This is a genomic window from Pseudarthrobacter sp. TAF60_1 (assembly GCF_052113505.1).
In the GTDB taxonomy this organism is placed as follows: domain Bacteria; phylum Actinomycetota; class Actinomycetes; order Actinomycetales; family Micrococcaceae; genus Arthrobacter.
The window spans coordinates 469,151-483,269 of sequence record NZ_JBFRDI010000003.1 but is presented as its reverse complement, the minus strand read 5'-3'; the positions used below and the strand labels follow the sequence as shown (position 1 = coordinate 483,269).

Annotated in this window: 9 protein-coding genes and 1 riboswitch; of the genes, 3 read left to right on the top strand and 6 right to left on the bottom strand. The window is 65.9% G+C overall.

What is annotated here, in order from left to right; translation table 11 throughout:
• The first annotated feature begins 115 nt into the window (after positions 1-115).
• A riboswitch (TPP riboswitch) is annotated at positions 116-223 on the top strand.
• Positions 219-2,072, top strand: a complete 1,854-nt coding sequence (gene thiC / locus AB4Y73_RS05760) for a phosphomethylpyrimidine synthase ThiC (protein ID WP_441869706.1) — start codon at positions 219-221, stop codon at positions 2,070-2,072. (Overlaps the previous riboswitch by 5 nt.)
• Here thiC and AB4Y73_RS05755 read toward each other — a convergent pair.
• Both AB4Y73_RS05755 and ffh read right to left on the bottom strand, forming a co-directional pair.
• A complete protein-coding gene (locus AB4Y73_RS05755; protein ID WP_441869703.1) occupies positions 2,055-2,789 on the bottom strand; it encodes an alpha/beta hydrolase in 735 nt (244 codons plus the stop codon). The two genes, thiC and AB4Y73_RS05755, sit on opposite strands and share 18 nt — an antisense overlap.
• 113 nt (positions 2,790-2,902) lie before the next feature.
• Positions 2,903-4,486, bottom strand: coding sequence for a signal recognition particle protein (gene ffh, locus AB4Y73_RS05750; protein WP_441869700.1), 1,584 nt, complete (start codon positions 4,484-4,486; stop codon positions 2,903-2,905).
• Between the two features lie 88 nt (positions 4,487-4,574).
• On the opposite strand from ffh, the gene AB4Y73_RS05745 reads away from it, so the two are divergent.
• Positions 4,575-5,978, top strand: coding sequence for a glucose-6-phosphate dehydrogenase (locus AB4Y73_RS05745; RefSeq protein WP_441869697.1), 1,404 nt, complete (start codon positions 4,575-4,577; stop codon positions 5,976-5,978).
• Positions 5,979-6,064: 86 nt separating this feature from the next.
• On the opposite strand, the gene AB4Y73_RS05740 is transcribed toward AB4Y73_RS05745, so the two are convergent.
• Both AB4Y73_RS05740 and AB4Y73_RS05735 read right to left on the bottom strand, forming a co-directional pair.
• Positions 6,065-6,403: a P-II family nitrogen regulator gene (locus AB4Y73_RS05740; protein WP_056349123.1), complete on the bottom strand. Its 339-nt coding sequence runs from the start codon at positions 6,401-6,403 to the stop codon at positions 6,065-6,067.
• The gene (locus AB4Y73_RS05735) at positions 6,400-7,749 is read right to left on the bottom strand and encodes an ammonium transporter (RefSeq protein ID WP_441869693.1); all 1,350 of its coding nucleotides are present in this window, start codon (positions 7,747-7,749) and stop codon (positions 6,400-6,402) included. The genes AB4Y73_RS05740 and AB4Y73_RS05735 overlap by 4 nt, the downstream gene beginning before the upstream one ends.
• 320 nt (positions 7,750-8,069) lie before the next feature.
• Here AB4Y73_RS05735 and AB4Y73_RS05730 point away from each other — a divergent pair, with 320 nt between their 5' ends.
• Positions 8,070-9,218, top strand: a complete 1,149-nt coding sequence (locus tag AB4Y73_RS05730; protein WP_441869825.1) for an MFS transporter — start codon at positions 8,070-8,072, stop codon at positions 9,216-9,218.
• On the opposite strand, the gene ftsY is transcribed toward AB4Y73_RS05730, so the two are convergent.
• Together ftsY and smc are read right to left on the bottom strand one after the other, a co-directional pair.
• Complete coding sequence (gene ftsY / locus AB4Y73_RS05725; protein ID WP_441869690.1) at positions 9,215-10,417, bottom strand: signal recognition particle-docking protein FtsY; 1,203 nt, start codon at positions 10,415-10,417, stop codon at positions 9,215-9,217. The genes AB4Y73_RS05730 and ftsY overlap by 4 nt on opposite strands.
• 55 nt (positions 10,418-10,472) lie before the next feature.
• On the bottom strand, positions 10,473-14,060 hold the full coding sequence (gene smc, locus AB4Y73_RS05720) for a chromosome segregation protein SMC (RefSeq protein WP_441869687.1): 3,588 nt from the start codon (positions 14,058-14,060) through the stop codon (positions 10,473-10,475).
• Between the last annotated feature and the right edge of the window lie 59 nt (positions 14,061-14,119).

The following is a 14,119-nucleotide window of genomic DNA, read 5'->3' as shown; positions in this document are numbered from 1 at the left end:
AACGCTCCCGGTCCGCCGGCCTTCGGGTTGAAAGCCGTTGTGCATGCAATTTTACTTGAAGCTTCAATTTAATTCAAGTGTTCTGAGGCATTCCGTACCGGCTGTGGTAGTTTCGTCTCGACCACACGGGTGCCCTTGCAGGGGCTGAGATCGGGCTAACGCAGCCTGCGACCGTTGAACCTGTCCGGGTAATGCCGGCGAAGGAAGTGAGTATTCCATTGAATACGCAAGAAACACGGCCCATCCATGCCCAAAATGGGGCAGCCAGTGCCTCCGGGGCTGTTCGTCAACCGGCGGAAACCCAGTCCCTCAAAGCGCATTCGCTGGCTTTCATCAACGATGAACGATCCGGAATCAGGGTGCCTGTCACCGAAATCGCTCTCGACCCGTCACCCAACGGGGAAGAGAACGGCCCGTTCCGGGTCTACCGCACGGCCGGTCCCGGCAGCGATCCGGTGGTGGGTCTGAGCCCGTTCCGGCGCGCCTGGATCGAAGCGCGCGGTGACACCGAGCCGTACAGCGGCAGGGAACGGAACCTGCTCGACGACGGCAAATCGGCCGTGCGCCGTGGCGCCGCCTCCGCGGAGTGGAAGGGGGCGCAGCCGGTGCCCCGCCGCGCCGTCGGCGGCAAAACCGTCACCCAGATGCACTATGCCCGGCGCGGTGTGGTGACGCCGGAGATGCAGTTCGTGGCCCTCCGCGAAAACTGCGACGTGCAACTGGTTCGCAGCGAAGTGGCCGCCGGCCGTGCCATCATTCCCAACAACATCAACCACCCTGAATCGGAGCCGATGATCATCGGCAAGGCATTCCTGGTGAAGATCAATGCCAACATCGGCAACTCCGCCGTCACCAGCTCCATCGCCGAGGAAGTGGACAAACTGCAGTGGGCCACCCAGTGGGGCGCAGACACGGTGATGGACCTGTCCACCGGGGACGACATCCACACCACCCGTGAATGGCTCATCCGCAACTCCCCCGTGCCAATCGGCACCGTACCCATCTACCAGGCGCTGGAGAAAGTCAACGGGGAGGCCAACAAGCTGACCTGGGAGATTTTCCGCGACACCGTGATCGAACAGTGCGAGCAGGGCGTGGATTACATGACCATCCATGCCGGCGTCCTGCTGCGCTATGTGCCGCTGACTGCCAACCGCGTCACAGGCATCGTCTCGCGCGGCGGGTCCATCATGGCAGGCTGGTGCCTCGCCCACCACCGCGAAAACTTTCTGTACACCCACTTCGACGAGCTGTGCGCGATCTTCGCGAAGTACGACGTCGCGTTCTCCCTGGGCGACGGGCTGCGCCCCGGCTCGACGGCGGACGCCAACGACGCTGCCCAGTTCGCCGAGCTGGACACCCTGGCCGAGTTGACCCAGCGAGCCTGGGACTTCGACGTGCAGGTGATGGTGGAGGGCCCTGGCCACGTCCCGTTCCATCTGGTCCGGGAGAATGTGGAACGCCAGCAGGAGCTCTGTAAGGGCGCCCCCTTCTATACCCTTGGACCGTTGGTTACCGACATCGCTCCCGGCTACGACCACATCACGTCTGCAATCGGCGCCACAGAAATAGCGCGTTACGGCACGGCCATGCTTTGCTACGTGACGCCTAAGGAGCACTTGGGCCTGCCCAACAAGGACGACGTCAAGACCGGCGTGATCACCTACAAAATCGCCGCGCACGCCGCCGACCTCGCCAAGGGCCACCCGGGCGCCCACGAGCGGGACGATGCCCTGTCCAAGGCAAGGTTCGAATTCCGCTGGCGCGACCAGTTCGCCCTGTCCCTTGATCCGGTCACCGCCGAGGCGTTCCACGATGAGACGCTGCCGGCTGAACCGGCAAAAACCGCACACTTCTGCTCCATGTGCGGTCCGAAGTTTTGCTCAATGAGGATCAGCCAGGATATCCGGGACGAATACGGCTCGGCCGATTCCCAGGCCGCCATTGCCGGGATCTACAGCGGCATGCGGGAAAAGAGCGCGGAGTTCCTGGCCAAGGGCGCGAGGGTCTACCTGCCGGAACCCCAGGTCCACGGGCCTGCCGGGGCAGTACCCTCAGGAGGCCTTGGCTGAGTGTGACCGGCTGACGTCGGCAATGAAGGACCGGATGGCCCGGTCTCCTTCAACTGAATCCTGGGGCCGGTGCCCGCCCGCGGCAATGCGGTGCAGGGCGCCGGTCTCCTTCAGGTAACCGGCGATCTCCTCATACAGCGGTTCCCATCCCCCGGTCAGCACCAAGGTAGGGACGCCCGGCACTATGTGCAGCGGAGCTTCCCACGAGGGTGCCTGCAGACGGAGCCGGCGCGCCGACCGTTTCTCCTCCGTGGACTCCGGCTCGTGAAGATCCACGGCGAACATTCGCCGTACGTATTCACGCTGGAAGTCGTCGTCTCCCAACTGATGCCGGACATCGAAAAGCGGTTGCATGAGGGCACGGTGCGCAGCAGTGGCGGGCAGCTCAGCAGTCAGCGACAAACACACCGGTTCCACGAGCGTCAGTGAATATACAAGGTCCGGGCGTTGGACGGCTGCCATCATGGCGGAAATCGCCCCCTCGGCGTGTGCCACCACATGACCGCCTGCCTCCCCCCGGCCATCATCCGCCAATGACCTCAGCACAATAGCGGTGTCCGCGTCAAAGGAGGAGTCCACCGGTTCAGCGACGGCGTCGAAACCGTGCCGACGAAGAAACAGCGCATCGTATTTCAGCGCCATGCCGTGCTGCCGCGGCCACGCCGCCGCACCAAACGGTCCGGCGCCGTGCACGAACACTATCCTCTGCTTGAACATGACCCAACCCTATTCGACGGCGCTGACATCCCAACTGGCCGACATCCCCCAACTGACTGGCAGTTGATGTCGTCAAAAGGCGGAATGACGACGTTAATTGCGAGCTAGTTGGGCTACTTGCCGAGGAACTTGTCGAAGCCCTTGGGCAGGTTCAGCTGCGAGGGATCAAAGTCGCCGGACTGCTGGCCGAAGGCTGCGCCCGTCGGCAGGGCCTTCGCCGCGCCGGCACGCCGGGCCTCGGCGTCCTTGAGCTCCTGGGCCGCCTTGGCCGGGTTGCCGGAACGCGCCTTTTTCTTCGGGGCGTTCTTGCCACCCTTCCGCGCGCCACCGGGACCGCCCATGCCAGGCATCCCCGGCATTCCGGGGATGCCGCCGCCCTGGGCCATCTTCTTCATCATCTTCTGGGCCTGGGCGAAACGCTCCAGCAGGCCGTTGACCTCGGACACGTGCACGCCGGAGCCCTTCGCGATGCGGGCGCGGCGGGAACCGTTGATGATCTTCGGAGCCACGCGCTCGTGCGGCGTCATAGAACGGACGATCGCCTCGACCCGGTCAATCTCCCGCTCGTCGAAGTTCTCGAGCTGCTGGCGGATGTTCTGCGCGCCAGGCATCATCATGAGCATCTTCTTCATGGAACCCATGTTGCGGATCTGCTGCATCTGGGCCAGGAAGTCGTCCAGGGTGAAGTCTTCCTGGTCGGCGAACTTCTTCGCCATCCGGGCTGCTTCGTCCTTGTCCCAGTTCTTTTCCGCCTGCTCGATCAGGGTGAGGACGTCACCCATGTCCAGGATGCGGGAGGCCATCCGGTCCGGGTGGAAGAGCTCAAAGTCGTCCACACCTTCGCCGGTGGACGCGAACATCACGGGCTTGCCGGTGACCGACGAAACCGACAGCGCCGCACCGCCGCGGGCGTCGCCGTCGAGCTTTGACAGCACGATGCCCGTGAAGTTGACGCCTTCGTCGAAGGCCATCGCCGTGTTCACGGCGTCCTGGCCGATCATGGAGTCGATTACGAACAGCACTTCATTGGGAACGATGGCGCGGCGGATCTGGCGCGCCTGCTCCATCATCTCGGCGTCCACGCCAAGGCGGCCGGCAGTATCAACGATGACGACGTCGTGCAGGGTGCGCTTGGCTTCCTCGACGCCTGCGCGGGCGACGGCGACGGGGTCACCGGCGGGGTGGTCCAGTTCGGTGGAGGTGGCTCCGGGGTGCGGAGCGAAGACGGGCACGCCGGCACGTTTGCCCACCACCTGGAGCTGGGTGACAGCGTTGGGGCGCTGGAGGTCGCACGCCACCAGCATGGGGCTGTGACCCTGGGCCTTGAGCCACTTGGAGAGCTTGCCTGCCAGGGTGGTCTTACCGGCGCCCTGGAGGCCGGCCAGCATGATGATGGTGGGGCCGGTCTTGGCCAGGCGGATGCGGCGGGTCTCGCCGCCGAGGATCTCCACAAGTTCCTCGTTGACGATCTTCACGATCTGCTGGCTGGGGTTCAGCGCCCCGGACACCTCAGCACCCAGGGAACGTTCACGGACGCGGGCGGTGAACTCGCGCACCACCGGCACGGCGACGTCGGCATCAAGGAGGGCACGGCGGATCTCGCGGACCGTGGCATCAACATCAGCCTCGGTGAGGCGGCCCTTGCCACGGAGGTTCTTGAAGGTTGCTGTCAACCGGTCAGAGAGTGAATTGAACACGCGCCGCGCACTTCTTTCAGTGGAGTTACAGGGGGGACTCGACTATCTAGGGTACCAAGACGGGCATGCATGATGGCATGCTGGCAAGGTGACGAGCCAAACGAGTGTAAAAACCCTGCTCATTTTGGGGGCCTCCGGGGATCTGACCGGCCGCCTCCTCCTTCCTGGCCTGGCCCGGCTGGTGGCGAAAGGCCGCGCCGAAGGGCTGACCCTGGTGGGGGCCGGCTCGGATGCCTGGAGCCCTGACCAGTGGCAGGCCCGGGTCCACGACGCCTTCGCCGCCGCCTCGAAGGAGGCGGACGCCGCCGGAAGGAAAGCGCTGACCACAGTGGAGAAAGCCACGGCTTACCATCAGCTGGATGTCACGGCAGAAGGCGCCCTGGCGTCTTTGCTCTCCGGCTTGGAAGGGCCCATCGCGGTCTACTTTGCCTTGCCGCCGCGGATCAGCCAGCTGGCCTGCGAGACCCTGCACCGCGACCAGGTACCGCCCGGGACCCGGCTGGTTATGGAGAAGCCTTTTGGCTCGAGTGAGGCATCGGCCCGTTCCCTGAACCAAACGCTTGCGGGGCTGGTGCCGGAGGACCACATCCACCGGGTGGACCATTTCCTGGGCAAAGCAACCGTACTGAACATCCTGGGCCTGCGCTTTGCGAACAATTTCCTAGAGCCTGTCTGGAACCGCGAACACGTGGAAAAGGTGGAGATCGTCTTTGACGAGGATCTGGCCCTGGAGGGGCGCGCGCGGTATTACGACTCCGCGGGGGCCCTGCGCGACATGATCCAGAGCCACCTGCTGCAGATCATGGCGCTGATGGCCATTGAGCCGCCCGCCACCATCGGCGAGCGCGATCTGCGCGACGCTGTGGCAACAGTGCTGCGGGCCAGCAGCATCAGCGCGCCTTACGCGAAATCCACGCACCGCGCCAGGTACACGGCGGGTTCGATTGCAGGGAAGAAAGTCCCGGACTACGTCAAGGAACAGGGCGTGGATGCAGCCCGGGAAACAGAAACCCTGGCGGAGGTCCGGGTGGACATCGACAACTGGCGCTGGAAGGGTGTTCCGTTCATCCTGCGTTCCGGCAAGGCCCTCGGCACCAAACGCAAAGAGGCCGTGGTCACGTTCCTCCCGGTCCCGCACCTTCCGGGTGGATTCACCGGCGTGGACTCCCCCAACCAGCTGCGGATCGGCTTCGGACCGGACACGCTGCAGTTCGACGTCGACGTCAACGGTCCCGGCAATATTTTCTCGCTGGGCCGGGTCACCCTGAACGCGGAGCTCAGCGATTCGGAGCTGTTGCCGTACGGCGAAGTGCTGGAAGGTGTGCTGAGCGGCGATCCCCTGCTGTCGGTCCGCGGGGACACCGCGGAGGACTGCTGGCGGATCCTCGAGCCGGTGCTGAAGGCCTGGCAGCGCGGGACGGTACCGCTGGAAGAGTACGACGCCGGGTCGGCAGGTCCCGCAGGCTGGCCGGGTTCTGTGCCGGCGGAGTAAGCCACAACGGACAGAGCGGGCAGGGAACCTGGTTCCCTGCCCGCTCTGTCCGTTCTTGTCGCCGATACGCCCGGCGCCAGCGGCTGTTAGATCGCTGCCACGCCGCGTTCGCCCGTGCGTACCCTGACCGCCTCGAAGACGTCCACGGTCCAGACCTTGCCGTCGCCTGCGCGTCCGGTGTTGGAGCTTGCGATGATGACATCCAGGATGTCATCAGCCTGTTCGTCCGTGGCGAGCACTTCCACCCGGATCTTGGGCAGGAGGTCCACGTTGTATTCGGCGCCACGGTAGACCTCGGTGTAGCCGCGCTGCCGGCCGTAACCGCTGGCCGCGCTGACCGTCAGTCCCTGGACTCCGTAGGACTCCAGGCCTTCCCGGATGGCTTCGAGCTTCTCCGGGCGGACGATGGCTGTGATCAATTTCATGCTTCCACGCTTTCCTTGCCGGCAGCCGGCTCCGTCTTCTTGGCTGGGGACAGCTCGCCTTCACTGGAGGGTGACTTTCCGGTGATCAGTTCGTGGAGGGGCTGGAAGCTCCCGCCCTGGCCGCCAACACCGAATTCGTAGGCGGTCTCAGCGTGCAGGCTGAGGTCCACGCCAACTGCTTCCTGTTCCTGGGAGACGCGGAAGCCCATGGTCTTGTGGATGGCGAGGGCGATGATCGCCGTCAGGATTGCCGAGTAGGCGATGGCGAGGCCGGCTGCTGCGAGCTGCGCCCAAAGCTGGGTGAAGCCGCCGCCGTAAAAGAGGCCGCCGCCCACACCATCGGCGGGGAGGGCGATGAAGCCCAGTGCAACCGTGCCGATGATGCCCGATACCAGGTGGACACCGACAACATCGAGGGAGTCATCGAAGCCCCAGCGGAACTTGAGTCCGACGGCCAGGGCGGAGGCCACACCGGCGACCACACCGAGGCCGAGGGCACCGACGGGGCTGACGTTTGCACAAGCAGGGGTGATGGCGACCAAGCCGGCAACAACACCGGAGGCGGCACCGAGGGAGGTGGGGTGGCCGTCGCGGATGCGTTCGGTAACGAGCCAGCCGAGCATGGCTGCGGCCGGAGCCGCGAGTGTGTTGATCCAGATCAGGCCGCCCTGCTCCGCCGTGGTAGCCGCACCGGCGTTGAAGCCGAACCAGCCGAACCAGAGGATGGCTGCACCCAGCATGACGAACGGGATGTTGTGCGGGCGGTGGTTCGGGTCCTTGCCGAAGCCCCGGCGGTTGCCGATGATCAGGACGAGGACGAGGGCCGCGACACCGGCGTTGATGTGGACAACCGTGCCACCTGCGAAGTCGATGGCCGGGCCGAGCGCCTGTCCAATGGCACCCTCGGGGCCGAACAGCCCGCCACCCCAGATCATGTAAGCCAAGGGGCAGTAGACCAGCGTGACCCAGACGGGCACAAAGACGGTCCAGGCGCCGAACTTGGCGCGGTCAGCGATCGCGCCGCTGATCAGGGCCACCGTGATGATGGCGAAGGTGGCTGCGTAACCTACCTTGATCAGGCCGTCGGGGGTGGTGATGCCTTCAAGGCCGAAGGTGGCGAACGGGTTTCCGACGATCTGGAAGAATCCTTCCCCGGAGCTCATCGAGGCGCCCCAGAGCACCCAGACCACACCGACCATGCCGATGGAGATGAAGCTCATCATCATCATGTTCAGCGCAGCTTTGGCGCGTGTCATGCCGCCGTAGAAAAATGCCAGACCCGGTGTCATGAACAGCACGAGTGCTGCTGCCACCATGAGCCATACGTGACCTGCGGTAAGTTCCATGGTGCACGTCCTCCCTCTTATCGATGCTGCGGATGTGTTCCGCCTGCCAACGCCTTTTGCGTCCTGAAATGAGTTTGTCCGCGCCGTGTTTCTACCGCTGAGGTATTTCATTGCTGGTTTGTTACAACAACCTCTAGGAAGTAAATGGTGCATATCTGGCTTGTTACGGTTATGTTTCACCTCTTCCACAGGCCCTCTGGCCCACTGCCCTGTAAGGAAACCAGCATCATGACGGCAGCCGCCCTGTGAGCCGCGCCACACCAAGGATTTCCGCCATCATCCGCCCGGACCGGCCCCGACTCCCGCGCGACGTGAAGGTGATGCTCGCCGCTGCCTTCCTTATTGCCCTCGGTTTCGGGCTCGTTGCACCCGTACTGCCGCAATTTGCCACAACATTCGATGTCGGGGCGACGGCCGCCGCGGTGATCGTCAGCATCTTCGCCTTCATGCGGCTGGTGTTCGCGCCGGCCGGGGGTGCCCTCATTGGCCGGCTCGGGGAACGGCCCGTGTATGTGTCAGGCCTGCTCATCGTGGCAGTCTCGACGGCGGCCTGCGCCTTCGCCCAGAACTACTGGCAGCTGCTGGTCTTCCGTGGCCTCGGCGGGGTGGGGTCAGTGATGTTCACTGTGGCTTCGATGGCCCTTGTGGTCCGGCTGGCACCGCCGGAGAGCCGGGGACGGGTGTCCGGGGCCTACGCCTCCGCTTTCCTGGTGGGCAGCGTCCTGGGACCGGTGGTGGGCGGTTTGCTGGCCGGGTTCGGGCTGCGGGTGCCATTCCTCTGCTACGCCGCGGCACTCGTCCTCGCTGCCATCGTCGTCCAGACCCAGCTCAGCCACACGCCGTCCTCAGCCCGGTCTGCGGGCGACCGCGGGCCGGCCATGCGTTTCGCCGACGCGCTCGGGGTGGGTGCTTACCGCTCGGTGCTGGTTTCAAGCTTCGCCAACGGCTGGGCAACCTTCGGTGTGCGGATGGCCACCGTTCCGCTTTTTGCTGTTGCCGCGCTGGGTGCAGGTCCTGAAACCGCCGGCCTGGCACTGGCCGTGTTTGCCGGCGGCAACGCGGCCGCGCTGACATTTTCCGGACGGCTGGCCGACAGCCTGGGCCGGAAGCCGATGATGATCGCTGGACTCGCTGTGGCCGGGGTGGCCACGGCCGCCATCGGCTTCACCTCGGAGCTCGGCTGGTTCCTGGCTGCCTCCGCCGTGGCCGGAGTGGGCTCCGGCCTGCTGGGTCCGGCCCAGCAGGCCGCCGTCGCGGACGTCATCGGGAACGAACGGTCCGGCGGGAAGGTCCTGGCCGCCTACCAGATGACCACTGACATCGGAGCGATCGCGGGCCCGGTTCTGGTGGGAATCCTCGCTGACCGGCTGGGCTACGGCTGGGCCTTCGGCGTCACCGGCGGCGTCCTGGTAGTGGCCGCGGCCTGCTGGTCAGTCACGCGCGAGCCCATGAAACGGAACGAGGTCTAGTTCAGTAGGGCGTCCACGAAGCCCTCGGCGTCGAACGGCGCCAGGTCGTCGGCCCCTTCGCCCAGACCGATGAGCTTGACCGGAACACCCAGTGACTTCTGGATGGCGACGACAATGCCGCCCTTGGCCGTGCCGTCGAGCTTGGTCAGGACGATGCCGGTGATGTTCACGACCTCCGCAAAGACGCGGGCCTGGTTGAGGCCGTTCTGGCCGGTGGTGGCATCCAGGACCAGCAGGACCTCGTCCACCTCGGCGAGCTTCTCGATGACACGCTTGACCTTGCCGAGTTCGTCCATCAGGCCGGTCTTGTTCTGCAGCCGCCCCGCGGTGTCGATCATGACAACATCGACTTCCTGGTCAATGCCTGCCTTGACCGCCTCATAGGCGACAGACGCCGGGTCTGCACCGTCGACGTCGGACTTCACCGTGGGAACACCGACACGCTGTCCCCACGTGGCCAACTGCTCGGCCGCGGCAGCGCGGAACGTGTCCGCCGCGCCCAGCAGGACGTCCTTGTCCTCGGCCACAAGCACGCGGGCGAGCTTGCCCACCGTCGTGGTCTTGCCCACGCCGTTGACGCCCACCACCAGCATGATGGCCGGCTTGTCCCCGTGCCGTTCGGTGCGGAGGCTGCGGTCCATGGTGGGGTCCACGAGCTTGATGAGCTCCTCGCGGAGCAATGCCTTGACCTGTTCGGGCGTGCGCGTGCCGAGAACCTTGACCCGTTCCCGGAGGGCGTCAACGAGCTGCATTGTGGGTTCGGTCCCCAGGTCTGCCAGCAGGAGGGTTTCCTCAACCTCGTCCCAGACATTTTCGTCGATCTTGTCACTGGAAAGCAGGGCGAGCAGGCCCTTGCCCAGGATGTTGTTGGACCGGACCAGGCGCTCACGGAGGCGGGTGAGGCGGCCGGCCACCGGCAGGGGCGTCTCTACCGGGATGGTTTCGAGGCCCGCCGCGTCGTCCGGCACGTCGGTGACTTCAAGGTCTTCGAGGTCGACGCCGGCCGGAGCCTGCCGCTCCGCCGGGGCCACGGGGGAATCCTCCAGCAGCGTTCCGCCGCCTCCAACGGGATCATTGGCGTCACGCGTCCCGGGGTAACGGTCGATGTTCTTCCGCGTCTTCATCAGGACCGGGATCAGCCCGCCAATAACCACCAGGGCAGCAACGATGGACAGAATAATGGGGAGGATGTCATTCACTCCCCTAGCTTCTCACAAACCCCGGGGCCGCTTGGGGGCCGCCACCAGCTCCGATCTAGACGTCAGCCCCCAGCCGTTGGCTGATGACGGTGGACACTCCGTCGCCCCGCATGGTGACGCCATAGAGCGCATCGGCGACTTCCATGGTGCGCTTCTGGTGAGTGATCACGATCAGCTGGCTGGACTCGCGGAGTTCCTCGAAGATGGTGATGAGCCGGCCCAGGTTGGTGTCGTCCAAGGCTGCCTCTACCTCATCCATGACGTAGAAAGGCGAGGGGCGGGCCTTGAAGATGGCCACCAGCAGGGCGACGGCGGTGAGGGACCGTTCGCCGCCGGAGAGCAGGGAGAGCCGCTTGATCTTCTTACCGGCGGGCCGGGCTTCCACCTCGATGCCCGTTGTGAGCATGTCTGACGGGTCGGTGAGGACCAGCCTGCCTTCCCCGCCGGGAAAGAGCCGGCCAAAGACGCGGACAAACTGGGCCTGGGTGTCCTCGAAGGCCTCGGCGAAAACGCGCTGCACCCTGTCATCCACTTCCTTGATGATGTCCAGCAGGTCCTTGCGGCTGGACCTCAGGTCCTCGAGTTGGGAGCTAAGGAACTGGTGCCGCTCCTCGAGGGCAGCAAATTCCTCCAGCGCCAGCGGGTTGACCTTGCCCAGTGCCGAGAGGTCCCGTTCGGCCTTCCGAAGCCGTTTCTCCTGTTCCTCCCGGACAAACGGCTTGCCCTCGACCACAGGGGCACCGCTATGGTCCACCGGTGTCCTGAGCGCGGCCCACTTGTCGCCGCTGTCCTCCGCGGGGACCGGCACCGGCACGTCCGGGCCAAAGTCCGCCACCAGGACGTCCGGGGTGATGCCCAGTTCATCGATGGACCGGGTTTCCAGAGCCTCGATCCGCGCCCGGTGCTGGGCGCGGGCCAGCTCATCACGGTGGACCGAATCGGTCAAGAGGGCCAGCTCGCGGGCCAGCGCATCGTTGCCTGTTCGGATTGCCTGCAGGTCGTGGTCCCGCTGCTCCCGGTTCTCTTCGGCGAGATCGCGCTCCTCACGCGCCAGTTCCACGGATACGTCGATGAAGCGGATGGCCAGCTCCACGCCTTCCGACACTGCGGCGGCACGCCGCGCCTGGAGCCGCCGGCGGCGTGCCCTTTCCGCAGCCTCTTCCCTTGCCTTGCGTTCCGTAGCGGCGGCCCGTTCGAGCGAGACGGCCCTGTTGCGGGTGGCTGTCAGTTGTTCTTCGGTACTGCGAAGCGATAGCCGTGCCTCCATCTCCGCGGACCGGGCCAAGGACGCCGCCCGGGCCAGGGCATCGCGCTGTTCCGTGGACGGCTCCTCCTCCGCCGGCGCTTCCTGCGCCGCGGTCAACCGGGCGGCAATGGCCGCGAGCGCCTCCTCCTCGGCGCGTACGTTCGCCTCAGCCTTGGCTAGTGAAGCGGCCAGCCTGTCGCTTTCGCCGACGGCACTGCGCAGGATGGAGTTAAGGTGCCCGAGCCGCTCAGCGACGGCCGCCAGCCGGGCGTCCGAATCATGGAGCCTGTCCAGGGCAGCATCTGTTCGGGCTTGGGCTTTGGTGCGCCGTGCTTCGGCACCGGCAAGGGCGAACCGGTTGCGCTCAAGATCGGCGGTGACAGCGGCGAGGCGGGTTTCGGCGTCGTCGACGGCGGCCTGCACCTCGAGCAGCGACGGCGCCTTCGCGGATCCCCCGGTGACGGTCAGTGCTGTCAGGACGTCTCCTGCCGGGGTCACGGCCGTTAAGTCCGGCCGTTCAGTGACCAGCGCGCTGGCGTCCGCGAAGTCATCGACGACGACGGATCGCGCCAGCAGCGCGTTCACCGCCGCTCCGTGACCGTCACCCGCAGAGACCAGATCAACGGCCCAGCGGGCGCCGGCGGGCAAAGAACCAGCCGTCCTGGGGATCAGGTCCGCCGGCGCGGCCGATTCCAGCAGTAGGACGGCGCGGCCCGCATCGTCGGCCTTCAACAACGTCACAACCTCGGCCGCCACCGCAGGATTCAGTACCACAATTGCTTCGGAAGCTTCGCCGAGCGCAGCCGCGATGGACGTCTCGTAACCCGGTTCAACGGCGAGCACCGCCGCGAGCGTGCCTGCGACCCCGTCGACTCCGGAGCTAAGGACGTGGGCCGCCCCGTCTTTACGGTTGAGTCCCAGCTGCAGGGCATCACGCCGGGCCACCAGGGCGTCCCGTTCGCGGACAGCGTCCCTCCCGGCAGCGGTCAGATTGGCAATCTCCTGAACCACGGCGTCGAGTTCGGCGCTGGCGTCCTCGTAGTCGGCGTCGAGGGTTTCCTCGCCTTCCTCAACCCCTGCCACTTGGCTTTCGAGGGCAGTGAACTCGGACTGTGCCTTACTGCGGCGGTCCTGCCCGGCGGCGAGCGAATCGCGTAGCCTGCCCAGTTCAGCCTGGGCGGACTCGACCCGCGACCTGGCCGCACCAACCTGGCCGGCCAACTTCGCGAGGCCTTCGCGGCGGTCTGCTGCGGCGCGGAGGACAGCTGTGAGCCGCTTATCCTCGGCGGCCGCCGCCCGTTCAGCGTCGGATTTGGCGGCAGCGGCCGCTTCCAAGGCGCCGCGCCGGTCCAGGATGTGACGCTCGAGCTGAGTCAGTTCGTCGCGGACCCGGGCGGCCTGCCGCTCCAACTGCTCCGGGTCCCTGCCCGAAGACGGTTCCGCATCAACCGCGCCAAGAAGGCGGCCGCGTTCCCGGGCCAGCGAGCCAAGGGAGCGCAGGCGTTCCCGCGCCGCAGTCAGCCGGTACCACGTGTCCCTCGCCTCGTTGAGCCTGGGCGTTGCCGCTGCAGCGAGTTGTTCGATGCCGGCTTGCCGCTGGCGCCCGGCCTCCAGTTCCTGCTCCACCGCTGCCCGGCGGGCCTTCAGCACCGCCTCGTCCGCGACGTCCTGCGCCAGCGAGTTTTGCTCCCGGGCCAGATCATCGGCCAACAGCCGCGCGCGTGCGTCCCGGACATCGAACTGGACCCGCTGGGCCCGGCGTGCCACGTCGGCCTGCTTGCCGAGCGGCGTCAACTGGCGCCTGATTTCTCCGGTCAGGTCGGTTAGCCGCTGCAGGTTCGCCTGCATCGCTTCCAGCTTGCGGACCGTCTTTTCCTTGCGGCGGCGGTGTTTGAGGATTCCGGCGGCTTCCTCGATGAAACCGCGACGGTCCTCGGGAGTGGCATGCAGGACCTTGTCCAGCTGGCCCTGGCCCACAATGACGTGCATTTCCCGGCCCAGGCCTGAATCGGAGAGAAGCTCCTGGATGTCGAGCAGGCGGCAGCTGGCCCCATTGATGGCGTACTCGGAGCCGCCGGTTCGGAACAGCGTCCGCGAGATGGTGACTTCGCTGTACTCGATGGGCAGGGCCCCGTCAGTGTTGTCTATGGTCAGGGAGACGTGCGCCCGGCCCAGCGGCGGCCGGCCCGACGTCCCGGCGAAGATGACGTCCTCCATCTTGCCGCCGCGCAGTGTTTTGGCTCCCTGCTCCCCCATCACCCAGGACAGGGCGTCCACCACATTGGACTTCCCGGAGCCGTTGGGTCCCACCACGGCCGTGACTCCGGGCTCAAAGTCGAACGTCGTGGCCGACGCGAACGACTTGAATCCCCGGACGGTAAGGCTCTTGAGGTGCAAGGTGGTTCGGGTCTCCTGCTCGGCGGACTGGGCTGGTATTTGGGGGCGGTATGGGTGAG

What these genes read in the sequence shown, in the direction of transcription:
- AB4Y73_RS05740 (WP_056349123.1), bottom strand. Translation starts at nt 6,403, where the DNA reads ATGAAATTGATCACAGCCATCGTCCGCCCGGAGAAGCTCGAAGCCATC.
- AB4Y73_RS05730 (WP_441869825.1), top strand. Translation starts at nt 8,070, where the DNA reads ATGCTCGCCGCTGCCTTCCTTATTGCCCTCGGTTTCGGGCTCGTTGCA.
- AB4Y73_RS05755 (WP_441869703.1), bottom strand. Translation starts at nt 2,789, where the DNA reads ATGTTCAAGCAGAGGATAGTGTTCGTGCACGGCGCCGGACCGTTTGGT.
- AB4Y73_RS05735 (WP_441869693.1), bottom strand. Translation starts at nt 7,749, where the DNA reads ATGGAACTTACCGCAGGTCACGTATGGCTCATGGTGGCAGCAGCACTC.